Annotated in this window: 27 protein-coding genes; 7 read left to right on the top strand and 20 right to left on the bottom strand. The window is 48.2% G+C overall.

All coding sequences use genetic code 11. The features are described 5' to 3' along the window. Positions 1-174: 174 nt before the first annotated feature. Positions 175-1,431: an RNA polymerase sigma factor SigC gene (gene sigC / locus ACKFKF_RS26255; protein ID WP_446870365.1), complete on the bottom strand. Its 1,257-nt coding sequence runs from the start codon at positions 1,429-1,431 to the stop codon at positions 175-177. A 980-nt stretch (positions 1,432-2,411) separates the two neighbouring features. Between sigC and pntA the strand changes: the two genes are divergently transcribed. After that, the gene (pntA, locus tag ACKFKF_RS26250) at positions 2,412-4,022 is read left to right on the top strand and encodes a Re/Si-specific NAD(P)(+) transhydrogenase subunit alpha (protein WP_446870364.1); all 1,611 of its coding nucleotides are present in this window, start codon (positions 2,412-2,414) and stop codon (positions 4,020-4,022) included. 10 nt (positions 4,023-4,032) lie between these two features. Continuing rightward, complete coding sequence (gene pntB, locus ACKFKF_RS26245) at positions 4,033-5,427, top strand: Re/Si-specific NAD(P)(+) transhydrogenase subunit beta (RefSeq protein WP_446870363.1); 1,395 nt, start codon at positions 4,033-4,035, stop codon at positions 5,425-5,427. A 353-nt stretch (positions 5,428-5,780) separates the two neighbouring features. Here pntB and ACKFKF_RS26240 read toward each other — a convergent pair whose 3' ends face one another. Beyond that, entirely contained in the window at positions 5,781-6,011 is a 231-nt protein-coding gene (locus ACKFKF_RS26240; RefSeq protein WP_446870362.1) for a hypothetical protein, read from the bottom strand. 706 nt (positions 6,012-6,717) lie between these two features. Here ACKFKF_RS26240 and ACKFKF_RS26235 point away from each other — a divergent pair. Then, positions 6,718-7,515, top strand: a complete 798-nt coding sequence (locus ACKFKF_RS26235; protein ID WP_446870361.1) for a TIGR04255 family protein — start codon at positions 6,718-6,720, stop codon at positions 7,513-7,515. Between the two features lie 375 nt (positions 7,516-7,890). Continuing rightward, on the top strand, positions 7,891-8,487 hold the full coding sequence (locus tag ACKFKF_RS26230) for a hypothetical protein (RefSeq protein ID WP_446870360.1): 597 nt from the start codon (positions 7,891-7,893) through the stop codon (positions 8,485-8,487). Between the two features lie 120 nt (positions 8,488-8,607). Here ACKFKF_RS26230 and ACKFKF_RS26225 read toward each other — a convergent pair whose 3' ends face one another. Genes ACKFKF_RS26225 through ACKFKF_RS26215 form a run of 3 tightly spaced genes read right to left on the bottom strand, consistent with a single transcriptional unit; the run spans position 8,608 to position 9,372 of the window. Continuing rightward, positions 8,608-8,943 (bottom strand): XisI protein, encoded by a 336-nt coding sequence (locus ACKFKF_RS26225; protein WP_446870359.1) that lies wholly within the window; start codon positions 8,941-8,943, stop codon positions 8,608-8,610. Next, positions 8,931-9,146 (bottom strand): element excision factor XisH family protein, encoded by a 216-nt coding sequence (locus tag ACKFKF_RS26220; protein WP_446870366.1) that lies wholly within the window; start codon positions 9,144-9,146, stop codon positions 8,931-8,933. Before ACKFKF_RS26220 ends, ACKFKF_RS26225 begins: the two co-directional genes overlap by 13 nt. A 28-nt stretch (positions 9,147-9,174) precedes the next feature. Then, the gene (locus ACKFKF_RS26215) at positions 9,175-9,372 is read right to left on the bottom strand and encodes an element excision factor XisH family protein (RefSeq protein ID WP_446870358.1); all 198 of its coding nucleotides are present in this window, start codon (positions 9,370-9,372) and stop codon (positions 9,175-9,177) included. 171 nt (positions 9,373-9,543) lie between these two features. On the opposite strand from ACKFKF_RS26215, the gene ACKFKF_RS26210 reads away from it, so the two are divergent. Together ACKFKF_RS26210 and ACKFKF_RS26205 are read left to right on the top strand one after the other, a co-directional pair. Continuing rightward, complete coding sequence (locus ACKFKF_RS26210) at positions 9,544-9,963, top strand: hypothetical protein (RefSeq protein ID WP_446870357.1); 420 nt, start codon at positions 9,544-9,546, stop codon at positions 9,961-9,963. 74 nt (positions 9,964-10,037) lie between these two features. Further along, positions 10,038-10,139 carry a UPF0175 family protein gene (locus ACKFKF_RS26205; RefSeq protein ID WP_446870356.1) on the top strand — a complete coding sequence of 34 codons (102 nt, stop codon included), beginning with the start codon at positions 10,038-10,040 and terminating at the stop codon, positions 10,137-10,139. A gap of 56 nt (positions 10,140-10,195) precedes the next feature. Here the strand turns inward: ACKFKF_RS26205 and ACKFKF_RS26200 are convergent, their stop codons facing one another. The 11 genes from ACKFKF_RS26200 to psaK form a co-directional block, all read right to left on the bottom strand. After that, entirely contained in the window at positions 10,196-10,507 is a 312-nt protein-coding gene (locus ACKFKF_RS26200) for a hypothetical protein (protein ID WP_446870355.1), read from the bottom strand. 164 nt (positions 10,508-10,671) lie between these two features. Further along, positions 10,672-11,343, bottom strand: a complete 672-nt coding sequence (locus ACKFKF_RS26195) for a DUF998 domain-containing protein (protein WP_446870354.1) — start codon at positions 11,341-11,343, stop codon at positions 10,672-10,674. A gap of 185 nt (positions 11,344-11,528) precedes the next feature. Then, positions 11,529-12,125: a DUF6151 family protein gene (locus ACKFKF_RS26190; RefSeq protein ID WP_446870353.1), complete on the bottom strand. Its 597-nt coding sequence runs from the start codon at positions 12,123-12,125 to the stop codon at positions 11,529-11,531. A gap of 182 nt (positions 12,126-12,307) precedes the next feature. Further along, positions 12,308-12,736: a DUF6223 family protein gene (locus tag ACKFKF_RS26185; RefSeq protein ID WP_446870352.1), complete on the bottom strand. Its 429-nt coding sequence runs from the start codon at positions 12,734-12,736 to the stop codon at positions 12,308-12,310. Between the two features lie 277 nt (positions 12,737-13,013). Further along, the gene (locus ACKFKF_RS26180) at positions 13,014-13,661 is read right to left on the bottom strand and encodes a DUF3226 domain-containing protein (RefSeq protein WP_446870351.1); all 648 of its coding nucleotides are present in this window, start codon (positions 13,659-13,661) and stop codon (positions 13,014-13,016) included. 2 nt (positions 13,662-13,663) lie between these two features. Further along, positions 13,664-14,860, bottom strand: a complete 1,197-nt coding sequence (locus ACKFKF_RS26175; protein WP_446870350.1) for an AAA family ATPase — start codon at positions 14,858-14,860, stop codon at positions 13,664-13,666. A 91-nt stretch (positions 14,861-14,951) separates the two neighbouring features. Further along, the gene (groL, locus tag ACKFKF_RS26170; protein WP_446870349.1) at positions 14,952-16,595 is read right to left on the bottom strand and encodes a chaperonin GroEL; all 1,644 of its coding nucleotides are present in this window, start codon (positions 16,593-16,595) and stop codon (positions 14,952-14,954) included. 83 nt (positions 16,596-16,678) lie between these two features. Beyond that, on the bottom strand, positions 16,679-16,990 hold the full coding sequence (gene groES, locus ACKFKF_RS26165; protein ID WP_446857182.1) for a co-chaperone GroES: 312 nt from the start codon (positions 16,988-16,990) through the stop codon (positions 16,679-16,681). Between the two features lie 335 nt (positions 16,991-17,325). Next, entirely contained in the window at positions 17,326-18,333 is a 1,008-nt protein-coding gene (locus ACKFKF_RS26160; protein ID WP_446870348.1) for a CBASS cGAMP-activated phospholipase, read from the bottom strand. 90 nt (positions 18,334-18,423) lie between these two features. Continuing rightward, positions 18,424-19,656 (bottom strand): site-2 protease family protein, encoded by a 1,233-nt coding sequence (locus ACKFKF_RS26155; protein WP_446870347.1) that lies wholly within the window; start codon positions 19,654-19,656, stop codon positions 18,424-18,426. A gap of 400 nt (positions 19,657-20,056) precedes the next feature. After that, the gene (gene psaK / locus ACKFKF_RS26150; RefSeq protein WP_446857179.1) at positions 20,057-20,323 is read right to left on the bottom strand and encodes a photosystem I reaction center subunit PsaK; all 267 of its coding nucleotides are present in this window, start codon (positions 20,321-20,323) and stop codon (positions 20,057-20,059) included. Between the two features lie 141 nt (positions 20,324-20,464). On the opposite strand from psaK, the gene ACKFKF_RS26145 reads away from it, so the two are divergent. Beyond that, positions 20,465-21,124, top strand: a complete 660-nt coding sequence (locus ACKFKF_RS26145) for a phosphoribosylanthranilate isomerase (RefSeq protein ID WP_446870346.1) — start codon at positions 20,465-20,467, stop codon at positions 21,122-21,124. Between the two features lie 245 nt (positions 21,125-21,369). On the opposite strand, the gene folE is transcribed toward ACKFKF_RS26145, so the two are convergent. The 4 genes from folE to ACKFKF_RS26125 all read right to left on the bottom strand — a co-directional run. Next, positions 21,370-22,074, bottom strand: coding sequence for a GTP cyclohydrolase I FolE (gene folE / locus ACKFKF_RS26140; protein WP_446870345.1), 705 nt, complete (start codon positions 22,072-22,074; stop codon positions 21,370-21,372). Between the two features lie 101 nt (positions 22,075-22,175). Then, positions 22,176-22,901, bottom strand: coding sequence for an SDR family oxidoreductase (locus tag ACKFKF_RS26135; RefSeq protein ID WP_446857176.1), 726 nt, complete (start codon positions 22,899-22,901; stop codon positions 22,176-22,178). A 467-nt stretch (positions 22,902-23,368) separates the two neighbouring features. Continuing rightward, positions 23,369-24,352, bottom strand: coding sequence for an acetyl-CoA carboxylase carboxyltransferase subunit alpha (locus tag ACKFKF_RS26130; protein ID WP_446870344.1), 984 nt, complete (start codon positions 24,350-24,352; stop codon positions 23,369-23,371). 178 nt (positions 24,353-24,530) lie between these two features. Further along, the coding region (locus ACKFKF_RS26125) for a hypothetical protein (protein ID WP_446870343.1) at positions 24,531-26,324 on the bottom strand (1,794 nt) is incomplete at its 5' end.

The following is a 26,324-nucleotide window of genomic DNA, read 5'->3' as shown; positions in this document are numbered from 1 at the left end:
TATTGGTCAATACCCGTACTCACTTGATTCATCCCTTTGTTCAGCAACGCCGAAATTTCTTTTCAAATGCTAATTCGAGCAAGCCAGCGTTTCTACAAATACTAGACAAAAAATAGAGACGCGATCGCCACGTCCCTACCATTAACGCTTAGAGATTGAACCTTTGAAACTCGACTAGCTGAGAGACTCCAGGTAGTCACGCACCCGATTACGGCGTTTGGGCTGACGAAGTTTTTGTAAGGCCTTAGCTTCGATTTGGCGCACCCGCTCACGAGAGAGGTCTAAGGCTCGACCGATTTCTGCCAGCGAGTAGGGATGTCCGTCACTCCCCAAACCAAAGCGCATTTGAATCACGTCTCGTTCGCGATCGGTCAGATCCGCCAACAGTTGTAGCAAATCACGACGCAGCGACTCACGCATCAAGGTTTCTTCGGGCGACACTTCTTCGGTTTCGAGCAAATCGCCTAGCTCGGTATCTTTCTCTTTGCCGACTTTGGTTTCAAGAGAAACCGATCGCGGCACTCGGATCAAGACTTCTCGCACTTGGGCTGGCTCCATCTCCAACTCAGTGGCGATGTCCTCAATGCTGGCGGTGCGTCCTTTTTCTTGCGAGATTTTGCGCTGCGCCTTCTTGATTTTGTTCAGCTTTTCGGTGATGTGGACGGGGAGGCGGATGGTTCGGCTTTGAGTGGCGATCGCCCGCGTGATGCCCTGACGAATCCACCAGTACGCATAAGTGCTAAAGCGGTATCCCTTAGTGGGATCAAACTTCTCAACCGCCCGCTCTAAGCCCAACGTGCCTTCTTGAATCAGATCCAGGAGTTCCAGCCCTCGGTTTTGGTATTTCTTGGCAACTGACACGACCAGGCGCAAATTGGCCTTGATCATGTGCTCTTTTGCAGACAGTCCTTGATTTTGAACGTCTTCTAACTCTTCGACGGGGAGGTCAACCAGCTTGGCCCAATGCTGCTTACCTTCTGCCAGGATTGGCTTAAGATCAGGAACCGTCACCTCGGCTGCCGCCGCCCAACGCTCTAGAGAGGGACGATGCCCCAGACTCGACGCGAGACGATCGCGCGCCTCAATCAAGGACACATAGCGCTGAATCGGGACAATACCCTTGGTTGCCGCTTCGTTGCGCTCCTCTAGCAGCCGCATGTAGCGTTGCACTCTCTGCGCTTCTGAAACTTCTTCATCTCGCCCCAGCAACCGAACGCGACCAATTTCTTGCAGGTATAGTCGCACCAGGTCAGTCGTCCGTCGAGTTGGAGTGCGAACTCTGTCCGCGTATTCTATTTCCAAATCGATCAGGTCAGGCTCTGTATCGCGATCGGCGAAACCTGCTTCAAAGCCCTGAGCATAGGACGGGGGACGAAACTCATTGGGGGAGGTTTCGTAGTCTGCATCAGCGTAGAAGGAAGTTGCTGGCATCATGTTCGTTTCGGGTGCTCTAGGTGAAATGGGCAGTCGGTTGCTTTAGCTGCTTTGTCGTAGTGTTCCCGCCATCCGGGGCTAAGGAACACAAGTCGGGGTTCCGCAAGCTTCTACCACATCCGACTCAAGTGAATCTGGGGACTATCTTCTTGAAAATCTTCAGGGACACTCTATCTATCTACAGGCTGTGAATCGTGAATTCGGAATCAAAGAGAAGTAGTTTTGCTTCTAAAAACCGATTTCTTGCCTTGCCTGGGGAAGTGGAAAGGGCGATCGCGAGCGGGTTAGTTCGATCAGTGAATTAACCTACATCACTTCTACGGCAATTTCCCGATGTCTTTCTCCCTGACCTTGCATCTTCATGCAGGCTTTTAATGAAGCTGGGATTTGGTTATGAAGCGATGAAGTGATACGTGAGGACTGTAGCCACCATTCAGGGAATCTACGGAGTTAGTTTAAAGACAAAAAAATATATCTTAATCCAGTTGACAAAAGGCTAGGAGTTTGGGTCTATATTGCTCGATTTTTTAGAACTCTAAAGAATAAACAAACTTTCTGTGTGCAATCAAAAAACTTTATAAATATCTAATTTGTGAATATCTATGTATTTAAGTTGAAATATTTTCAAAGTAAGCGCAGATTTATGACCAATTGTTCCAAAAGTTTCGTACTGTTTGAAGCTCTATTACGACTCTAGTTTCTATTTCTTACGAAACCGAATTTTAAGCCAGGTTAACGATAAGAATTGATTCTAGAGAACTCAGTCAGGATGCTGAATGTGTCTATGATTTCTCTAGATTCTGTAAACTTGCCCTCGCGTCTCGGCAGCATTGGAGCGTCTGAAAGAACGGATTTCGTCCCTTAGTCTCGTTTATCGTAAAGAACAAGAACGTGGTTTCTATCGGTTAAGAGAAACGGTTGAAAGCAACGATCGCAGACAGCTTGGCAGATTCCCTGGTTCATTTAAGGAGAGGTTCATGACGATCGCCATCGAAAAAGAAGCTGAATCTGATCATCAGTCAATATCTGAAACAAAACTCCATAAAAAAATCGGCATTCCAAAAGAAATTTTTGCGGGTGAATGTCGGGTTGCAGCGACTCCAGACACCGCCAAAATTCTGCAAAAGTATGGCTTTGAAGTGTTGGTCGAATCGGGTGCTGGAGACTGTGCAAATTTTCCTGATGAGGCTTACAAACAAGCAGATTGTCGGATTATTTCTGACGCTGAGACGCTGTGGAATGAGTCAGATTTGGTGCTGAAGGTGCGCGCACCCGGACACCACCCGATTTTGAACAAGCATGAAACCGAATTGCTGCGCGAAGGCGGAACGTTAATTAGCTTCATTTGGGCAGCACAAAACCCAGATTTGTTGCAAAAGCTGGCGGATCGGAAGGCAACGGCGATCGCAATGGATGCCGTTCCTCGGATTAGTCGGGCCCAAAAGCTGGATGCGTTGAGTTCGATGGCCAACATTGCGGGATATCGAGCGGTCGTCGAGGCGGCAAATCAGTTTGGACGATTTTTTACAGGGCAGATCACGGCAGCCGGGAAAGTGCCTCCTGCGAAGGTGATGGTGATTGGGGCTGGGGTGGCTGGGTTGGCAGCGATCGGGACGGCGCGCGGGTTGGGGGCGATCGTTCGGGCGTTTGACACTCGTCCTGTCGTAAAAGAACAGGTTGAAAGTTTGGGTGCTGAGTTTCTCGAACTGGATTTTGAGGAAGACGGCAACGGAGCGGGCGGCTATGCCAAGGTGATGAGTCCCGAATTCATCAAAGCTGAGATGGATTTGTTTGCCGCTCAAGCTCAAGAAGTAGACATCATTATTACGACGGCTTTGATTCCAGGGAGACCTGCGCCAAAATTGATCACGACTGCGATGGTAGAGAGCATGAAAGAAGGCTCTGTGATCGTAGATATGGCAGCCGAGCAGGGTGGAAACTGTGAAGTCACCAAGCCGGGAGAAATTTATCGCTACAACGGGGTGACGATCGTTGGCTTGACCGATCTGCCGAGTCGCATGGCCAACCAAGCCAGTCAGCTTTACGGCAAAAATTTGTGTCACCTGCTCGACGATATGGGCAGAAATGACAATTATCGAGTGGATCTCAATGATGAAGTGGTGCGCGGTGCGTTAGTCGTTCATGAAGGCGAAATCACCTATCCCCCGCCAAAGCCACCCGCTCCTGTAGAAACTGCGAAACCTGCTCCTCAAGAAGTGTCTGCCGTTCAGCCGGCCCAGCCTAAGAAAAAGAACACCTGGATTTGGCCAGTTCTGATCGGGGCTGTTTTGGTCGGAATTGGCATCAGTGCGCCGCCCTCGTTTCTATCCCACTTCACAGTGTTTGTGCTGGCTTGCTTTATTGGCTGGCAGGTGATCTGGAATGTGAAACCCGCGCTGCATACGCCTTTGATGAGTGTGACCAATGCAATCAGCGGCATCATTATTATCGGTGGAATGCTGCAAATTTCTGGACCACTGACCTCTGCGACGACGATTTTGGGAGCGATCGCCATTCTGATCGGCAGCATCAACATCGCAGGCGGATTCTTGGTCACTCAACGAATGCTCAAAATGTTCCAAAAATAGAGAGAAACCCATGTCAGAAAGCATTTCAACGGTCGCTTATATTGCGGCGAGTGCGTTATTTATTCTCAGTCTGGGCGGACTCTCAAACCAAGAAAGCTCTCAAAAGGGCAATCTGTTTGGAATTTTGGGAATGCTGGTTGCCTTTATTGCGACGGCGCTGAGAAGTGATGTGTCAGGATACGGGGTGTTGGCGGGAGCGATCGTTCCTGGAGCCATCATCGGAGCAATTTTGGCGGGGCGAGTGGCCATGACCGAAATGCCCGAACTGGTGGCCATGCTCCACAGTTTTGTCGGAATGGCAGCCGTTCTGGTTGGGATTGGCAATTACCTGAGTCCCCAATCGCTAACAGGCGTAGAAGCGACCATTCACGAGATCGAAATCTTCATCGGAGTATTCATCGGAGCGATTACTTTCACCGGGTCGATCGTCGCCTTTGGCAAACTGCGCGGCATTCTCAGCAGCAAACCTCTGATGCTTCCGGCGCGTCACTTTTTGAATTTGGCGATGTTGGGCGCTTGTGGCTGGCTAGGATTCCAATTCATGAACGGGGCGGGATTGCAGCCGTTGTTAGTGATGACCGCGATCGCTTGTCTCCTGGGAATTCATCTCGTCATGGGCATCGGGGGCGCAGATATGCCCGTGGTGATTTCGATGCTCAACAGCTATTCGGGTTGGGCGGCAGCGGCGGCAGGCTTCATGCTCTCAAATGATTTGCTGATCATCACAGGAGCGTTGGTCGGCAGCAGTGGCGCGATTCTCAGCTACATCATGTGTAAGGCGATGAATCGATCGTTTATCAGCGTCATTCTCGGTGGCTTTGGCGCGACGGGATCGAGTGCGGCAAAAAGCAGTGAACCTGTGGGTGAAGCCAAATCGATTACCACTGAAGGCGCGGTGGAACTGCTGGAAAACGCTAAAAGTGTGATCATCGTCCCCGGTTATGGAATGGCCGTCGCTCAGGCTCAACACCCGATCGCTGAGATCACCAAAGAGTTGCGCGATCAAGGCATCAAGGTGCGGTTTGGGATTCACCCCGTAGCGGGTCGTCTGCCGGGACACATGAACGTCTTGCTGGCTGAGGCGAATGTGCCCTATGACATCGTGTTAGAGATGGATGAAATTAACGAAGATTTTCCTGAAACCGATGTGGTGTTGGTGATTGGGGCAAACGATACCGTGAATCCGAGCGCGATGGAAGATCCGGGAAGCCCGATCGCAGGAATGCCCGTCTTGGAAGTTTGGAAGGCCAAAACTGTGATTGTGATGAAACGCAGTATGGCCAGTGGCTACGCAGGTGTTGAAAACCCACTGTTCTATAAAGAGAACGCCCAAATGCTGTTTGGGGACGCACGCAAAAATGCGGATGCGATCGTGGGCCAGTTGAGTGCTGCGATCGCTCGTTAAGTGTTGCATCGGGCAACCGTGAAGGCTCAAATCTGGGCTTTTGCGTCTCTAAAAGGTCAAACGTCATGGTTATTTCGCCCATTTGAGATGAAAGTCTTGGAGGGGCGATTTTTTTAGGGATGAGGGATGAGGGATGAAAGGAAGATTAGAACTTGGCGTTGCTGATTGGAGAGAAATCGGTGAAGGTTGCCAATCCTCTCGCCCCCTAAATCCCCCATTTTGGGGGACTTTGAAACGTTTGGTTCTAAGCATTGCAAGGCTATGAGGCGATTCATCCCGTGATTCAGCGATACCAGATTTTCGCTATTGGCACTGATGAATCAATAAAAATTTCATCTCTCATCCCTCATCCCTCATCCCTCATCCGTCCTATGTCGATCGCGCCTCAAAATGCTCATCACTTCTCCCGGTCTGGGCGCGGGTAACAGCGGACTCCAATCATTCACTTCGGCAAAACCGAGGCTGTACAACGTGTGAATCGTTTCGGTGACCCCTGCTGGGAAGCCAATGATCAAAATTCTCACCTTTTCATAACTAGTCGGCGGCTCGTCGTCAGACAGAAAATCACGCAGATTGTCAGACATTTGGGGCTTCTCCTAAATTTTGGGATGCAGGAAGGCCCAAAAATCTAGCCATCCCACCAGCAGGACAAAGCAGGATGACTAGGAGGAATGCTATGATTCTCCATTAGCCTCCACGCTGGGTCTGAGTCAGCTTGGGGGTTAGCCGTTCTCTGCTGCGACCAACAGCTTTGAGCGGCGACGACTAGAGTTTTTGGGTATCCGGTTGCCGAACACTTCACGCAAGGCAACTTAATCAGTGAGAGTACAAGAATTTCTCTGTAAAAGTCAAGTAGCTTGTGCGGTGAGTTTAGGGTGCTTGCGTCAAAATTTGAGGGCGGCGATCGTTATGAGTAAAGGATGAAGCGAACATTTCCGGTGCAGAGAACCCCTACACTGAACAACCCAAATAAGTCTGAAACTCCGCAAAGTGTTCCTACCGATCTATTTTGGTTGGACTGCTGCACGAAAAGCCTTTGCAATCTGCCTGATTAAGGATAATGTGCGGAATCATTTTCTCTGCGAAGAAGTCGTACTACTTAAGCTGTTGGTTGGAGCAGTGATCCAGAGGTTAGGGGTGAGACGATACAAAGGTATTGGCGAGGCGGCTGTTTTTATATTAGGTCACGATCGCAATGATAAAGTTATTGCGAAACTACTGGTTGAGAGGTAGCTCGGTAGTTTAAGCTAGAGGATACAGTGATAACTTTGTGATAAAAAGTAGACTTTGATGAACTTGCCAGAGTTTGAGCGTGTAATTTACAAGCGCAACCCTCTTACGGAAGTTGTATGTCAATTGCGTTTTCCGCCCATACTCAAGATCTCTCATCAAGAGCCAGTTGAGTTTCAGGATGAGATTAGGTTTCAATATCCACTTTTTGAGACAACCAGAGCGCAAATCCCGTCGGAAATCTCAAAGATTGCTCAACAATTTGGACTGCCCTTGCAAAGTGACGTTGCTTATAGCTTTAAGTCAGAAGATCAAAGATGGAATCTATCTATTACTAAAGATTTCATTGCTTTAACTACTTCTTCATATGAGCGATACGAGCAATTTAAGCAGCGCCTTGAGGAAGCTTTAAGCATTTTTGAACGTATATATAAGCCGTCCTTTTATACAAGGGTGGGTCTACGGTATCAGGATTTAATTGTTCGTTCAAAGCTTGGAATCGAGAATAGTAATTGGTCGGAGTTAATTGCTAAACATATTGCTTCAGAGCTATATGATCCAGAACTTTCTTCTTCAATTCAGACAGTAGTAAAAAATCTAATCTTAAAAACAGAAGATGGACAAATTAACTTGAATCATGGGCTTGTTTCTGTGAAGGAGTCACAGGAAAACAATGAAGAGATTGCTTACTTATTTGATGCTGATTTTTATACAGAACAGAAGATAGAGGGAAATGGAGATGTTTGGAACGTACTCAACCAGTTCAATCAATCTGCCGGAAGGCTCTTCAGGTGGAGCATCACAGATACTCTCCACAACGCCATGCAGCCCCAACCAGTTGACTCAGCACAGGCATAGTCAGACTTCATCAGGCGTTGCCCTCAACAATACAATTTTTGATAGAGAAAGTGGAAAACCTATCATCATTCAGTATCCTTCTTTTGACTTGATAATGTCTGATACGTCTTTGTCTCTCAGAACTGATTCGTACCGTTTGTCGTTAGACAAGTTGATACTGTTGCTAAAGTGCTTGCTCATTATTCAAACTCTTCCAGAAGCTGCCTTAGAAGAAGCTTCTGATGAATTAGAGGGGATTTCTTGCTTCTATAAGAACCGCCTGCCTCAAGCCAGTAAACCTACGATTTCTGGCAGTAGCATCAGAGGTAAGTTGAGAGCTACACAAGTTAGACCACCTATTGTTTTAGAACCTTAAATTGTTTGGTAAATTACTGCATGGAAGAACGGGCTATCTACCAAGCATTAGACAAAGGTTCCTCGCTTAGGCAAGGGGAAATCTTGACAGGCGTGACTCAATACAATCCTGTTATTGATGAGATACCGAAAGAGTTTCAGAACTTTCAAGAGCTAGCTTTTACACCTATTATGCATCCGTATGCAATAGTCATAACGCAAGACTGTGATCTTGATTGGGATTACAAAGCTAGGGGAATTAGCGACAATCCAGCTAAACTCTTAAATTCGATCGTCTTGTGTGAAATTGGCACAGCAGAGACCATTAGAAGCACAGATGGAATGAATCGAAAGGAATGGGAACTAGTCGTTGCTCATCGTCATGAAAGATTTTATTTCTTTGAAAAGGCTCCCCTTGAATGTGAGATGGAGGAGGAAGGTTTACCTGAACTCACTGCTGATTTCAAAAAAGTTTTCGGTATAGACGTGGCAACTCTATATCGACAAATTGAACTTGGTATAGTTAAACGACGAACAGTTTTAGCTAGTCCTTATCTGGAGCATTTTTCCAGACGATATCATAGCTTTCACGGCAGAGTTGCGCTGCCTTTTCAGTACGAAAGTGAGCGCGAAGGGTGAAAGTATACGTATGCGACGCAGTATAGCAAATCGATGGAGCCAGCCGCCGAGAGGTTGGCTGTAAGGAATCAGAACCTAGCGACGGCTCCTCAATCGTTAGCTCATTAGACTTTAGCTGGTTTATGCGATCGCAAACTCGGTCAACGATCGCTTACTCGGTGGTTGAAAGCCCAAAACAATGTCGCTTTTTGGCACTCCAGCTTCTAACAAACTATCCACAACACATAGATCCGTCATATCTTCCTCAACCCAAATTTTGTCATTCTTGATGCAAAGATATACTGTAATATGACGAATTCTCTTGTCGTCTTGCCATCCCCAGCGAAACCAAAGATATTGATCACGTTCTTCATCAAAAGCAAGAAGGCTTTCTACATCAGGTTTAGATGATGTCATCTGATGATAGGTAGTTAAGATCTTCTTGATAATGCTGCGATAGTGTTCTAGTTTATCCATTGTGAAATCTCCTCTTTCTGAATATCAACTACAAGTAAAAGAAGCTGGTTTTCTCTGGTCACAGTCTGCACCGATTTACGCTGAAAGAAGTCACTATGAGTAGTCTTGTCAATGGCTAAATAAAGTGTGTATTCAGGCTCTGTGAGTTGAATTAAATTACGGTAGACGATGTATTGGCCTAGCGCTGCATGAAAATCGTACATGGGCGATCGACCCACAAAACTCTTGATTTCAACCACAATTTTTTGTGAATCTCTCTGCGGCGATTACCCCTTCAGGGAACTGCGAAGCGATCAGTCTTTCTGCTGCTAAGTCGGCATACAATTCAGCATCTTCATATTTGATCAAATAAGGGTCGGCTGTAATTGTCCACCCATCTTTAATTAATGCATTTTTGACTGCATCGTGGTAAAGATATCTTGCAGGCATGTCAATACGATTGAAGATTCTTTGATTTTAACGTAAACTCGATAGAGTTTTTTCGCTTTGGTATTGAGCGCTGTAGGTCTTTCCTATTTGCCTCAAGTGTGAGTGAGCTGTTTAATGAGTTAGAGTGTTGAACGATCGCCTATTTTCATCAAAAACAGGAATTTTTAGGTTATGAATTCACCCCTGACAAATTTAAGTGATGCGATCGCGACAAACCTGCAAAACTCGATCGGTCTCTCTATTCAAAACTGGCTCGAAGCTCATCCAATCACTGCCTGGATGGTTGCTCATCCCCTCTGGGTCTTGGGACTCGTTTTATTGGCATTTTTTCTATTTTGGGGACTGCTGAATCTAATTGCTCGTCTTACCGAACGGCTCTGGCTAATTGTCCTTCAGGCACCCATCAAACTAGTCTACTGGCTGGGCACACTGATATTGAAACCTTTCTCAATACGATCGTTAGAAGGCAGAAAACAAACTTCTAAAGAACAGCTTAAAGATGCAATCGAGCAACTAGAAGAACTTAAAAGCGAACAAGAGAAGGTGTTGAAGAAAATTAAATCACTGTTAGCTTCTCAACCACAAAATTGAGCGCGATCGTTCCTTGGAGATTGTACTTATCTTTTTCGTCAAGACAAAATCAGTTTGGGAAATCTAGCGAATTGATGGGAATGCATCGAATGCAGTTTCAAAAACTCCTGGACGATCTAGGCATTTGTGTTCACTACGATGTAGCTGAGTTTCAAGAAGATCTCAAGACCAAGTGAGGCACGAGCGAAGAAGTACAGGTTGTGAGATTCGGGTACAGCGCTCTGTTCTGCTGCTATTTACGTTCGAGTACTCGACCTGTTCCTACGATGTGCGGCCCTTCCTGAATATTGAATTTAGCGTCTTTGACAAAGGCAGAGTAATCAACTCTTGGATAATACATCAATTGGAAAAGTATTTTTGCGGTTCTACCTGGGTAAACAACTCTATAACCGTCAGAATCTTCAATCTCGAAAACACGAACACCGAGGTAAGTAGAATCAGGTGGCACAACAAGATGCGGTGCATAACCAACCAGAAACTCACAGTGCCTCCCGCCATCGGCTTCTGCTCTCATATGAACCTGAGCAATGATGTATGACTTCATATTCTGAAAGTATGACAACGCCACCCATCCGCACATGGCAGTAAAAAGGTTGCGTTCAGCGGCGGTGAGTAATCTTGAATTCCCACCAACCCTCTTTATTCTGCCGCTGCAACGCAGTTGTTATGCGACGGCTGTTTGACTTATAGCAATTTAACCCTGAGTAGTTACCTTAAATCGTCGCTTGGATGAACTGCATTTTCCTTTTCAAAGGTTCGCCATAAGTAAACTCCGATCCAGGCGCTCCAAATTTGTAGAGGAAAAACAGCGAATCTTTCCATACCGCCCTGCCCGAAAACAAAGTGAATTTGACCCAGAAATAGAGCCGTGGCAACAAGCCCAATCGCTCCCAAAGGACGGGAATAGGTGCGGACTGTTGGCAACATGTTCTTTCTCAGTAAGCTATCAGCGAAAATAAGTCCGAGGTTTCCACAAAAGAAGACGAGCAATGCCCCTAGTATGTGAAGGCTCTCGTCCAAATCCGCTGGTGCCATCCCCACCAAAACCCATCCAAGTCCAGCCAGCAAAATAAAAATGAGAGAGCTTTTCGTCAAGAAACTACGCCAACGAGATCTTGTCAACAGCAAGCCGATTATGAGCAAGACACCCTGGATCACAAACGAGGCGTTCATCCAACCGTGTAGAGGCGAGCAAACGTATCTTCCGTCATCACCCCATGCTCCACAATTGACGTTACCAAGATCGCTGATATTGTTATGCGCCCAACTGTATGGCTTAGTCCAAGCAAGTTCAACAACAATGTGAAATACGAAAAACTGAACAGTGCCGAGTATCCAAGCCATGGCACCGAGGCGAACGAGCTTTGAATAGGTGGTCATAAGTAGTTCTCTTTGATGAACGAAGCGAATCCTCGTAAACTAATCATGGATAATTCTTGCCTGCGTTTCCCCTTTAGACATGATACAAGCTCACTTTGTGTCGCATAACGTTCCGCTTCACCCGCCGCTAGTAAACTCTCGGACTCAACAAAGAAACCCTATACGATCGGTGTGCAAGCGGATTGTTACACGGCATCCATTACGACCTTCAACTCCTGATCGCTGAGCACTTTCGGGGTAACTATAGGGGCACCAGACTCTAGAACAAAGAATGGTGTACGTTTATAGCTACCATCAAGACGAGCTTTAAGCACCATGCCAATGATGCGCAAGGTGCTAGATAGAAGTCCTGTTGATTTTGGCTTATCTTCCCCGATGGCATATTTGGTACTTACGTGCATACGCACAGAGCCGAACGCTCTATCTAACGAACTTTGGTCTGAACTCAAGCAGTTATGAATTAAACCAACGAATGATGTACTGAGGTTTGGAGGAGTATTTCCGATCGGAGTATTACAACAAACAGCATACCATCGCAGCAAGCCATTCGCAGTAAGACGCATACATGTCAGGTTTTCAATGCCTTCGTCAAATGCGATATTTGCGGGGATGGTCTGAATAATGCTAGTACCACCTCTTTCATCAAGTATTTCATTCTCTCGTTTTAGAAAACGGGCGAAGGCTTGGCAATCAGCACAGTAACACACGCATCTATTTACATAGTCATTGCGGTGGAGAGTGCCCTTGAGTTTGCCACAATTGCAGCGAATCGAGTGGGCCATAGTTTTTGTTCCTCTTCTTAAAGAACTCGCCATCGTGTGCAGTATAACGCGCCGTCCGCTGCAACTTGTTAGGCGGCAGTGTCGATCCACGAGCGAGCCGCCGCGGGCGGATCCCTGCCCCTTCGCCCGTCGGAACACGCCCAGGAACCACAACACGGGCACTGACCCGGCACCATGGCGTGTCAGCCGGTGCGGCGGGATCGGGCCAGAGCCAGCCCTCCGACGGCCGTGGCGATCAGGCCCAGCACCACGGCCACGATAGCCCCGGCTAGCCCGCCTCCGGTACCGAATCCGCCGGGAGAGGTAGCCACAACTAGCCCACCGACGGCCATGCTGATCAGCCCCGCGGCGAGGGCGACGATGACTCCGAGTCGCCCGGAGGCGGTGCCGAAACGACCGGCGGGACGAACCAGAGCCAGCCCACCGATGACCACGCCGACCAGCCCCAGCACGGCGGCCGAGCTGGCCACGAGTCGGCCGGGGGTCATGCCGTAAGAACTGGCGGTGGCCGGATTTGGTTGATCGGGCTGAGCATGAGCGGACGCAATCGTCAGAATGAAGCTTGCCGCCGCGATGACCGTTGAGGTGATACCGATATGCTTCTTCTTCATGTTGCTCCTTTATGGTGGTTATTGAGTAGATGTGAATGCCGCCTAACTTATGTTTAGACTGACTTGATCTATCTAACTTCATTAATGTAGGTGATTGGGCTGAAAATTGTCTGTTATAAATCTCTAGATTGGGAATTAGGGTAGAGCTTTTATCTAGAAGGCGCTAAAAAAGACGATCGCCCTCTTTCACAAGAACGATCGCCCTTTTTGACCCTTTGAATTTTAATTCAAGCGATCGTGAATAGTCAGGGCTGCGATCGTGCCTTCGACCAAAATGCTACAAACCGTACAACGTTCTAAACCATTCTACAAAAGCCTGTGTACCCGAATTTTTGGGGTTCAAAATGCGTTGCATAATTGCTTGGTGGAGTTGTCTTCCAGGCGGATCTTGCCACGCTAACCACGAGTAGATGTTTGCTTTATCACATTGAGTTTCTGTGTAGGGCGCTCCTCGTTTTTTGGCTTCCGTAGCAGCTTCTTGAGCATATTGCCAAAGCGTTTCTCGATCGTCTGGAATCATGAAAGCCAGAAAAGTTTCTAACATTCCGCTGATTCTATTATTTGGCATAATCCAGACTCCAAAATTTACGCCATTGGAAGCCCGATGAATCAAACCCGTCTCTGGTAAGCTTTCTGGAAGATCAGGAATGCTAGTCAGACAGGCGTTTCTAACCGCTTGCCAACGTCGATCGACATCCTCATCAGCATCTACAATCATGCCTAGCGCAACTAGATTAGACGAATTTAACTGAGTCGATATCTCGGTCGAATTGATTAGTTGGGTGTATCCATCATAAGCTTCGATATAAACCGTAGGATTTTCACGAGTCCCCCAAGGAATTCCATTTTGTTCAATGAGTTCAGGAATGACACGCTTATCTTGATCTCCTTCGACCAAGAGTTTGTTTCTATGCAATCTTGCCATTCCTAGCGCACCTCAATCTCCCGATTTGCAGCAATCACAATTTTACGCTCATCAAACACAACAGAGGTTGATTTTTCTCGTTCAATTCTATGGATTGTAATTCCCTGCTCACTGGCATCTTCAGATTTTGCAATGTCAGCTAGACTTGTCCAGCAGTCACTACTATGGGTGGTTGCAAAAACTTGAACGTCGAGCCGTTTAGCTGTTTCCCAAATGAGCTTCCACATATCAGACATGACAGTGAAATGCAGCCCAGTGTCGATCTCATCCACCAGTAAAACGCCTCCTTTTGCAGAGACAACCGACAGCGCAAGCCCCAGCATTCGCCACATTCCATCGCCCATGCTACCGATCGGTACACGCTGATCAGATCCCGAAAGTTTTACAAGAAAACCAGCCCGCGAATTTAATCTGGAGTATGTGTTTTTTCTAGAACTTATCGGTGCAATTCGTTCGATTTTAGGCTCAATGTTATTAAGGGCTTTATTGATAATCTCTTCCTCTGGCTTCAAAACAACGTGATCCTCAAACATCTCAATCATTTCATCGGCTGGAAGTGAGAAAGGAGTTACAAATCGAGTGTTGATTGGTGGACTACCACTATCTTTGGGGGAGCGCCGAATATTGTCTGTAGGCAGACCCAAATCGGTGGAAAGTGGAAACCATCGATTCTTAATTGCGATTTCCTCATTCTCTCGCTCACTTAACCATTGAACAACAAGTTCAGTCTGTTCGTCGTCTGATATTTCTAGACGATCATTAATGCGCTCATCATTTCCATCAAACAAGCGTCTTCTCTTAATAACCATACTTAGGCGTTCATCATTGCCATCTCGCAAACCTGAAATGAGTAGTTTGCTATCCAGATCAATTTCACGGTCGTAAAAAAGATGGCGGATGTCAAGAACACGACTTTGTACTGTTCGACCACTCGATCTATTTACCTCGATCGGAAAAATCTCACCTCGACTGATCATGACATTCTCAAGCGGTTCGAGATTTGCCCTTAAACAAAGTAGTTGAATTGCCTCTAGAATTGATGTCTTCCCACTATTATTTGTGCCAACGAGCAAGTTGACTCTGCCGAGTTGCTGAAGCTCAAAAGATCGAAATCCTCGAAAGTTTTCTATTTTCAGTGACTTCAACATAATCAGGCTGTAAGAAGAGTCTTTGGTTTCAGGATAAACGATCGCACCCACTCACAACAAAAAACGACCACCAAAAAAGAGCGATCGCCCTCTTTTACAAGAACGATCGCCCCTTTCTAATTCAATTCAACAAAGGTGTCGATTAGTAGTCGAAGTCACCACCGCCGCCCATGCCAGCGCCAGCACCTGCGCCACCGCCATCTTTGGGTTCAGGTTTGTCAACGACAATACACTCGGTTGTGAGAACCATGCCCGCGATCGAAGCCGCATTTTGCAACGCAGAACGAGTCACTTTTGCAGGGTCAACAATCCCCGCTTCAAACATGTCTACATACTCATTGGTGGCTGCGTTAAAGCCCACATTGAATTCCTTCTCGCGCACTTTCTCAGCAATCACCGCACCGTTTTGACCTGCGTTTTCAGCAATCCGCTTGAGAGGAGCCGAGAGAGAACGAGCCACAATCAGCGCGCCTGTGAGTTCTTCGTCCTTGAGGCTAGTGTTTGCCCAGGTTTCGAGTTCAGGAGAGAGGTGAGCCAATGTGGTGCCACCACCCGGAACGATGCCTTCTTCGACGGCTGCTTTGGTCGCGTTGATCGCATCTTCGAGACGCAGTTTGCGATCCTTCATTTCGGTTTCGGTCGCTGCGCCCACTTTGATCACGGCAACGCCACCCGCGAGTTTCGCCAGACGCTCTTGCAGCTTTTCTTTGTCATAGGAGGAATCGGTTTCTTCCATCTGACGACGAATCTGCTCGACGCGAGACTTGACTTGCGCTTCGTTACCTTCCGCAACAATCGTGGTCGAATCTTTGGTAATCGTAATCCGACGTGCCTTGCCGAGACTTTCTAACTTAGCGGTATCGAGCTTCAGACCTGCATCTTCGGTGATCAGTTGTCCACCTGTGAGAACAGCGATATCTTCGAGCATTGCTTTACGACGATCGCCAAACCCAGGAGCTTTGACAGCAGCCACGTTCAACACACCGCGTAGACGGTTCACAACCAGAGTAGCCAGCGCTTCTTTTTCGATGTCTTCTGCAATGATTACGAGAGGACGACCGGAACGGGCCACTTGCTCCAGAATGGGAACGAGATCTTGCACCAGGTTGATCTTCTTGTCGGTGATCAAGATGTAAGGCTCTTCTAGAATGGCTTCCATCCGTTCGGTGTCGGTCGCAAAGTAAGGCGAGATATAGCCTTTGTCAAAGCGCATCCCTTCGGTGACTTCTAGCTCGGTGGTCATCGATTTGCCTTCTTCCAGCGAAATCACACCTTCTTTGCCGACTTTATCCATCGCGTTGGCGATCATCTGACCGACTTCATCATCGTTTCCGGCAGAAATCGCGCCGACTTGAGCGATCGACTTCGAGTCTTCAACCGGACGAGCGTGTTCAGCAATTCTCTCAACCAGGAAGCCAATTCCTTTGTCGATGCCGCGTTTGAGAGCGATCGCGTTAGCACCTGCTGCCACGTTGCGAAGCCCTTCTTTGACCATTGCGTGAGCCAAAACCGTTGCAGTGGTGGTGCCGTCGCCTGCTGCATCGTTGGTTTTGGAAGCGGCTTGACGAATCAGCGCAACGCCCGTGTTTTCAACGTGGTCTTCGAGTTCGATTTCTTTGGCGATCGTCACACCGTCATTCACGATTTGGGGTGCGCCAAACTTCTTCTCCAGCACAACGTTGCGGCCTTTGGGGCCGAGGGTGACTGCCACCGCTTCGGCCAAGATGTCCATTCCGCGTTCGAGGGCACGACGGGCGTTTTCGTTGTAAATAATGCGTTTAGCCATGATTCAATTACTCGTGAGGGGTGAGGATTGGGGAAACAGTCAGCGTTTAGTGAAAGCTTTGCGAGGTGTCACGCGGAAAAAAGCTAGTCAACGACTGCCAAAATGTCTTTTTCAGACAACAAAACATACTCTTCGGTGCCGAGTTTGATGTCAGTTCCGGCGTACTTTGAGTAGAGAACTTTGTCGCCAAGTTTGACTTCTGGCTCTTGACGAGATCCGTCGTCGCTACGCTTACCGGGGCCAACCGCCACGATCTCGCCGACTTGGGGCTTTTCTTTAGCGTTGTCGGGTAACAAAATGCCACCTGCGGTCTTTTCTTCGGCGGCACTGACCTTAACGAAGACGCGATCGCCCAAAGGTTTGACAGTGGACACGCTCAGAGATACGGCTGCCATATAAATTCTCCAAACTATCTAAATGAGGAACAAGTTAAGGGATGAGGGAGGGCTTTGCCCCGCTTTCGCAAGGAGGGATGAGGGATGAATAATATCAAGTGAGCTACGAATTTTGCTTGATTCGCTTGTGGTTAGCTCTGCACTGCCATTCAGCTACGAGCGACGAATCTACTTCATCCCTCATCCCTCATTCTTCCTCCCTATATCCAAGTCTACATGACTTTGAGCGTTGAGTTAGCACTCTCAACTCCTGAGTGCTAATTTACCGAAGGTTGACCCGCAAAGCAACTTTCTCCCTTGTACGGGTTCCCGAACGGGCAGACTAACGAGAGTCTCTAGGGATTGAGGGAAACGATCAGCTTATCTAAGAGTGCGTCGCCCTCTCGATCGAGATAGTCTTGAGCCACACCGATCAGGGCATTGAGGTTGGTGGTGTCAGCGCGATCAATGTCGTCGTAGGCCTTATCGAGGGGAGTTTGAAATCGGAAATAGTTATTGTCTGGCAAGATCTGACGAGCAATATAGTCAACCGCGTCTGCTGACCCATCAAACAGCACATCGATCAGCGGAATTGCCCACTCCAGAGCGCCCCACTCCTGCGATTCTCGGATCGTAATTGGACGGCTGCTTTGACCTGTGCCAAAGGAGGCCACCACAAAATTTTCTAGCGAAATTCTTTGATCACCTGATCGCGCATCATTAATTCTCACGCCTTCTGCGATCGCACAGGCAGTTGGGTTGTTAGCCACCACGCCGCCGTCAACTAAAGGCACCGATCGCCCGTCAATCTGAGTGATGTGAGCCGGAAAGTACACGGGTGCAGACGAGGAGGCTTTGCAAATCTCCCAAACTGGAAAGGAATTATATTTTCGGTACGTGTCTGCTAAAACCTGTGAGCCAGCATTGGGAATCGTTTTGAACACGAGCGCTTCACGGCTGGCGAGATTGTAGCTTGTCACCAAAGTCGGCACTCGTAAATCGCCAAATCGAGCATCGCCAAAAACGCTTCTTAAAACCAGTTCTAGCCCTTTGCTCTCATAGCGAGGAGCATCTAACCCCTGGTCAAAAGTACGACCAAACCGACTCCACAAGCGAGACGCTGGATTTGGAAAAATCTCCTGGGCCCGATCGCGGTAAATCTTAACGATCGTCTCAGTTTTCATCCCCATTGATAAGGCACAGGCAATCAGCGATCCGGTTGAGGTGCCTGCAATTAAATCAAAAAGCTGTCCGATCGGCCTTCCCAGTTTTTGCTCTAAACGGTTAAGCCAGACAGCAGTGATCAACCCTCGGACACCCCCTCCACTCAGAGAAAGAATCCGATAAACCTGAGAATTGGGCATGACTAAAACCTCCTGGAAAGCCAATCGCCCGATCATTATAGGAACTCTTAGGAATTAGGGGTTAGAGGGGTTGAGACTTTCTTGAGCGCTTTATTTCTTTAACTCAGCCGCTTGAGCGATCGCCCCTAGCTGCAATCCGGGTGGGTAACTGCCTTCTTCTTTGATCTGCTTGATCGCTGCATCAGAAATGGGTAGATTCATTTTTTGAGCTAGGGATCGCACGATGTCACCTCGATCGATGACTCCCGACACCGCGCCCGCAGGTGACAAAACGGTAATTCGAGGAATCTCACTCGTTTCCATTAAGCGGATTACCTCAATCAACGAGGTTGCTTCCTGAACGGTCGGCACTTCGTTTAGGGGCTGCACAATACTGAGTAACGTCTGAGTTTCCCATTGGCTACGCTCGACGGTTTGCAGGGCATCGACAGCGATCAGTCCTCGATATCGTCCGTCAGACGCGGCAAAGTAGACCGGAGCGCGACTTGTTTCCAACAGGTAGTCATCTGCAAATTGTCTCAGCTTTAAGTTGGCATCTACGACTCGAAATTCTCGTGTCATCGCCTCTTGCGCTTTGATTTTGAGCAGAGCTTCTTGAACGTGCGTCAACCGATCGTAGGAACTAGCATTCTGAATAATAAACCAGCCAATGAGAATCAGCCACAGTCCACCTAGAGAAGGTAAGCCGAGGGCAGCGCTGAGTCCTGCGACTTCGATCGCCCCCAGAGTAATTGCCAACCCACCTAACGTTTTGCCTGCTTTTGCGGCCCATTGAGTGCCTTTTGTCTGACTGCCCGTTAGCTTCCAAATCGCTGCTTTGAGAACTTGACCCCCATCTAAAGGCAAGCCAGGAAGCATGTTGAAGATTAGTAGAACGAGATTGACACCTGCCAGTTGATTGGCTAAAACCCGCAGCGGACTATCCAGTTGAGGCAGTTGAGAAACCAGCAAGCTCAGAAGTAAGAAGAGAGCTAAACTGACCGCCGGGCCAGCAATTGCCACCTGAAACGCTTTACCAGGAGTCTTGGGTTCTTGTTCGATCGTGGCGACCCCGCCAAAAAAGAATAACGTAATTGACTTAACTTGAATTCCTTGAGACTTTGCGACCAGACTGTGACCCAACTCGTGCAGCAACACGGAAGCAAAAAATAGCAGTGCCATACTGATTCCGGTTGCCCAGGCGATCGTAGACTGCCAACCAGGATATTCAGACTGCCAGGACAGTGCGTATCCGGTCGAGAACAAGATCAGCACAAAAAACCAGGATGTATCGATTAAAAGCGGAATGCCGAAAAGAGTGCCGACCCGCTTGCCAGTCTGCATGACCTGTCCTCTGCCTCGTCTGTAGGGTATCTACCTCCAGCATAAATGACTAGAGGAAGGGATGAGGGAGGAAGGAGGAGGGATGAGGGGCGGTAAACACTACAGCAGTTCTATCTGGCACATCAATTCAGGAGTTTTATCTTGATCAAGCGGTCGGAAATCCAGCCACAAACCTCAACTTATTCAGACGTGAATTCGATGAGATCTTTCGCTACGGTGATTAATCCAGGTAGCCCCCTAAATCCCCCAATGCTGGGGGACTTTGAACCGAAAATCTGAAGAGAGTGAGGATCATCGTTTAGTAACCCTACAAGCGGCGATTCTATTCAATTGATGGGACAGGGGATTGCTATACGATCGCACTCCTCCCTCCTCCCTCCTCCCTCCTCCCTCCTCCCTTCTAAAGAACGCCCGCGTTGCTCAAGCCGAGAATGACACCTGCTCCCAAAACGTGTCCAAAGCTCATAGTGGCGAGAAGTTCGGGGAGTCCAAAGCCTTCAAATAGGGCAGGCTCTTTGAGGGGTAATTTGGGGCCAACTCCGCGATTTTGGATCGCATAGCGCCCGATCGCCACCGCAAACAAACAGCAAAGACTCATGGTAATGCCGACGGCGGGAGACCACTCGATCGTACGGGCGGTTGCAACGGCGAATAAAGCAGTATTCATTAAAGGTTCTCTCCTGATTGATAAACTGGAACGAACACAGAGGATTATAGGGGTTCGACTTTTGCGTTTTGGGTTTTAAGTTGATCCGGATTCAAAACTTAAATACTCTGAAACATTTAGAAATACTTAACGAGCGATTCAATGAGTTTACGAGTCAAAATTTGTGGCATCACCCAGCCAGACCAGGGGAGCGCGATCGCCAATCTGGGCGCTTCTTCGCTAGGGTTTATCTGCGTTTTGGGCACCCCGCGCTACGTCTCGCCAGAGCAGATTTGCACCATTGTGGATCAGTTGCCGATCGATCCGGTCACGGGCAAATCGGTCGATCGAGTGGGAGTCTTTTTGGATGCATCGCTTGAGGAAATTTGCAGCGTTGTTGCGATCGCTCGTTTGACCAGCGTCCAGCTTCATGGTACCGAGTCGCCTGCTTTTTGCGATCAGTTGCGGATGGCTTTGCCTGCGATCGAAATCATCAAAGCGCTAAGGGTCAAAACGCCCGCAGCTTTGAGTCAGGCAGGCTTTTATGAAAACTGGGTCGATGCGCTCTTGCTGGATGCTTACCATCCCAACCTGCCAGGCGGCACAGGTGAAACGTTGGATTGGTCAGCGCTGCAAAACTTTCGTCCTGGTTGTCCCTGGCTGCTGGCTGGCGGACTCACCCCCGATAATGTGATCCATGCCTTGAGTCTCGCCCGTCCCGATGGGATTGACTTGTCTAGCGGCATAGAAAAAGCCCCAGGCGATAAAAACCTGGAGCAAGTTGCAAAACTATTTGATCGGCTAAAAAGTCTCAAGCAGTAGCCAAAAATCTGTTTGCGATCGTGAACTAAAAAACCGAGTGAATTCTTGACTATCCGTTTAGAGCAGCGTGAATTTGGTTAAGCTCCCTCGCTGCGTTGGTCAGATCTTCTGCCCCCAAGCTGCTGATTCTGGGGGATTTAGGAGGCGTTCCCGGATCTGCAAACGAGGCGAAAAAGTTGCTCAAAACTAACTTTAAGTTCACGTTGAGCCACGATCGTGAGCAAACGGCTGAAACTACCCAAAAACTACCAAAAAGACGGCTGATGGCGAATCAGATTGAGATACTCTTCACGAGTCTTTTGATCATCCTGAAAAGCACCCACCATCGCACTGGTTACTGTCCAAGAGCCTGGTTTTTGAACGCCACGCATCACCATACACATGTGAGTGGCCTCCATGACAACCGCCACACCTCTCGGCTCCAGAACTTCTTGAATCGCCTCCGCCACCTGTCTCGTTAGCCGTTCTTGAACCTGCAAACGGCGAGAATACATTTCTACAATCCGGGCCAGCTTGCTCAAGCCAACTACCTTTTGGTTGGGAATGTAAGCAACGTGCGCCCGACCCATAAACGGCAGCATGTGATGCTCACAGAGGCTAAAAAAGTTGATGTCTCGCACCAGCACCATCTCATTGTGCCCCTCATCAAAAATGGCACCGTTGACCAGATCTTCGAGCGATTGATCATAGCCACTGGTGAGAAAGCGCATCGCTTCGGCTACTCGTTTAGGCGTTTTGAGCAGTCCTTCACGTTCTGGATCTTCGCCCACGCCCAGCAGCATGGTTCGCACGGCTTCCATCATTTCGTCGTTACTCACCTCAGATGGCGGGTGCAGTTTGGCTTCTTGTCCGTTGAGCGTGTTGCGATCGGGTCTCGGTTCCAATCCTTTAACGCCTTTGGAGGCGGGTGAATTAGAAGCATTGGAGCCGTTTGGAGAAGCAATAGTCATAGTGAATCCAGGTAAGGTGGTCAGTGAAAAATCTGTGAAAAAATAGGGTCACGGCACGATCGCCGTCGAGATCAAATCCAATTGAGGCTAGAGATTGGACTCTAAAACGTGCCAGCGTTGGGCATCAGAATCAATTCTTCGATCACCGCTTCTTGAGGAACCAGAGCCGCATACAGAATCGATTGAGCGACCACATCGGGGGTTAGCATCTGAGCGCGATCAAAGTCTGCCTGCACCGTGTCGGTATCCCAGATGGGCGTATTGACAGAGCCGGGAGAAACCGTGACGACGCGAATGCCGTGGGCCCGTTCTTCGGCAGCCAGTGTTTTGGAGAGAGCCAGCAGACCAAATTTGCTGACGCAGTAGGCTCCCCAATCAGGAAAGGTTTGATGCGCGGCGATCGAAGCGACGTTGATAATGGTGCCTTGATGTCGCTCACGCATTCCCGGCAGCACACCCTGAATGCACTGCAAAACGCTGGTCACATTTAGATTGAGAACCTGTTGCCAATCGTCCAGCGGCATGTCCATCAGGTTGCCTGTATAGCCCATGCCAGCATTGTTGACGAGGATATCTAGCGGCGTGAATTCGTCTGAGATCGTCTGAACTTGCGATCGCACCTGAGCGACCTGCGCCAGATCGATCGGGTAGACCTGCACCTTGACTCCAAGCTGTCTTGCTTGCTCTGCTACTGCGTCTAAGCGCGATTGAGAGCGGCCGACGAGAGCCAAATGAATGCCAGCTTTTGCAAACGCCAAGGCAGTTGCTTTGCCAATTCCACTACTTGCCCCAGTAATTAGGGCGCGTCGTTCTAGATTGAGGGTCATGAAATACTTGTGATAACTCGTGATAACTCAAACGGGGTCAGACATTCCGGGAAGTGCCAATCTGCTCAAGTAGCGCAGCAGGATTGGGCTTTGAACTTGCGAACTGAACGGGGTCTGGACTTTGCGCACTAAAGACTCAAACTAGTTCAGGGGCACAACTCAACCGTCAAGAGGTTTGCAGGAATGCAGAAACGGGTGGTTCACTAATTAAAAAAACTCCGCATGTTGAGTAACCGGAAATCGCAGCAATCGCCCCAAAGGGAAATTGCTCTGGAAATTGCTCTATATCGCGTCAAACCTGACTGCCTTCACTGATCATAATCCGCAATGAAACGAAAACGTCACTGCGAGCAACCCTCCCAGATGAATGAAATGTAAACCTTTGTTAAGGTGAATTATATCACTGGCGCAGATTGGAAAGCTCTAGCTGCCAAAATTTTGACTGTCTTTGGTTGCCCACTCCCTCTTTAGACCGTTGTTTCTGCAAACACGCCGATGCTGCGAAACTTTTGATAGCGAAGTTCTCGACGCTGTTGGTTAGTGAGTTGATCCAATTCGTCCAGGTTTCTGAGAATTGCCTCTTTGAGAGTGGCAGCGGCCATCAGGGGGTCAGAATGGGCCCCGCCGATCGGCTCTGCCAAAATCTCATCTAAAATGCCCAAATTCTTGAGATCGGCTGCGGTGATTTTGAGCGCTTCGGCGGCTTGATTAGCTCTGGTAGCGTCTTTCCAGAGAATCGCGGCGCAGGCTTCTGGCGTAGCCACGGTGTAGACAGAATGCTCAAACATTAACAAGCGATCGCCCACGCCAATCCCCAACGCGCCACCTGATCCGCCTTCTCCCACCACGGTACAAATGATCGGCACCTCTAACCGAAACATTTCTCGCAGGTTATAAGCGATCGCTTCTCCTTGTCCCAATTCTTCGGCGCTTATACCGGGGTAAGCTCCAGGTGTGTCGATGAAGGTGAGGATTGGCATCTTAAAGCGATCGGCGTGTTCCATCAGGCGCATGGCTTTGCGATAGCCGCTAGGGGAGGCCATGCCAAAGTTGCGGGTGATGTTGTCTTTGGTGTCGCGTCCTTTTTGCTGCCCTAACATCAGCACAGGTCTGCCTTCGATGCGGGCGACTCCTCCCACCACTGCCGGGTCGTCATGCCCACCGCGATCGCCGTGTAGCTCCATCCATTCATCGCTGATGGCTTGAATGTAGTCCAGCGTGCTAGGGCGACGAGGGTGCCGTGCGACTTGCATTCGCTGCAAAGGCGACAGACTGCTAAAGATTTCTTGCCGAAGCTGCAAAGCCCTTTCCTCAAGTTGACGAATCTCACCAGATACATCGACTTCATTTTCTTCTGCAAGTTCACGAATCTGAGTAATTCGCGATTCTAGCTCGGCGAGGGGCTTTTCAAAGTCTAAAAGAATGGGTCTGCGATCGGAGGAGTTTGCCATGCTGCAAATGGGGTCACTTCAAGGGGTTGAGGCTGTTCGTCACCAGAATTACCGTTAGCCACAAAACTTAGCCACGAGACTAATGTTACGGTCTTTAGATCATACGAGAAGATCATACGAGTTATTGTCCCGGTAAACGACCGCTTGCGGGTAACTCAAAGAGATTGCTTTTAGAGAGTTAGCCCGATTTTTGAGTCGAGTGCGAGAGCGGAAGTTGAAACACACCCAGTTTGAAAGTTTTAGAAAAACTAACAGCTTGGCGATCGGGCATAACCCATCCAGAGGGACGCGGTTCAATAGTTTCAGAAATGTAGCACAACTGCCCCTGAAAGCGACCCTGTAACCATTTGATCAGACCGGGAAATCCTTTCCTTTCGACCATATAGTTGTGCGATCGCGGCTTCCAACCCGAATAGCCATTGACTACTGGAACATTCGTTTTCATGCCCGCCCACATTGCAGAAGTTTGCTCAATCCAGTCAGGATTTTTGCCTGAGTCATAAACATAGGCAACTTCACAGCCTTGACTCATTAGTTCTTGTAGTTCTGCTTCTCGATGAAGCAAAGGTGCTTTTTCAAAGCTGTAGGGGTTGATAATAATTTGTTCTGACATTCCGAATAAACAAATCGTACAAATTAGGGCGATACGTCGCTTCTTTTGAGTAATTGCTATTCTCAAAAAAGAATCAAGCCCTAACAAAACTGCTATCAGTAAATAAAAGTAGAAGAGCAGGCAAATTCTGGCGACGGCTCGCATTGCTTTTGCTCCGGGAACTAGCGCATGAACCAACTCCCAAAGCGAGTAGTCAAATAAGCTGAGAGAAAGCACAAAGATTGCCAGAGCTGTGATTAAACAGGATTGGATCAGCAGCCTACGATCGGGTTCTAAAAACTTTGATTTTGTAGAAATTAAATAAACAACAAATCCTGTCAATAAAATAATTGTTAAGCCCATAAATAGACGATGTTCCGAAATTTTTGGCAGATTTCTGGACAAAGGAGCCAGGAGCCTGAACCAGGGGCTTCCTTCTGGAGGAGTCATCCAGGAATTGAGCCTAGGCAACATCAATGAAGCAGAGAAAAAGGGACGATCTCCCATCACTTTACCCATCTTTAGATAAGGGTTTAGCAATAGAAAAAGTAAAGTAAACCAGATTAGAAGGGTGGCGATCGCAGTTCGGTAATGAGACTTAAAATACGCAAATACATTGACTCTTGCCTTCTGGCTCACAAAGAAGACGACTGGAAGAAAGATTAACATACTAAACAAAAACATCCAGCCTAGATAAATGCTGGCGAGAATTTGAAGATAAGTGAAGAATAAGAATAGGATAAACCGTCGATTTGTTGGACTTCTGACAAACTCCCAAAGGAACAAAAAAGCAAGCGGTGTAAAAAATTGAGGAAGTAGCTGCTGGTGCCCAATTTGGGCGGCTCTTGGCATTCCAAACGCAAACAAAAAGCCTCCAAAAGCAGACAACATAGGGTGAATCTGAAAATGTCTTAACAGAATAACGAAGCAAAAAAAGCAAAGGGACATCACGCAGATCATCCAGATCTGATAAGCAATATCACTAGATAAAAATCCTCGAAACAACCAATAGAGCGGAGCCGTTCCCCACATATTTTCGGAGAGGGCCAACATGTTTTTGAGCGGGTAGAAAAACGGCGGCGACCACAGCTCTCCAGTATAATTCTGATTAAAAACGACTTGAAAAGAATGTTCTAAAATGTATTGAACCAGTCTGGTATCCCCTGGATCGGTCTGCATTCTAGAAAACCCACTGAACAGCGTGGGATAGAACGACATTACAACCCCAATCAAGCACACGATCGAGTAGAACAAGCCTGCCCAAAACAAAGGGAGTCTTTTTTGGAGTTTAAAAACTGAGATGGTTTCTCCTGAAAATTCTTTCATGCTGCTTGACTGACAAAACTCAGGAAAGCGAGAAAGGAAGCTAGGAGGGAAGTA

The organism is Phormidesmis sp. 146-12, from assembly GCF_052939495.1.
Note: the sequence above shows the minus strand (reverse complement) of the source record. Positions and strands in the feature narration are given on the sequence as shown.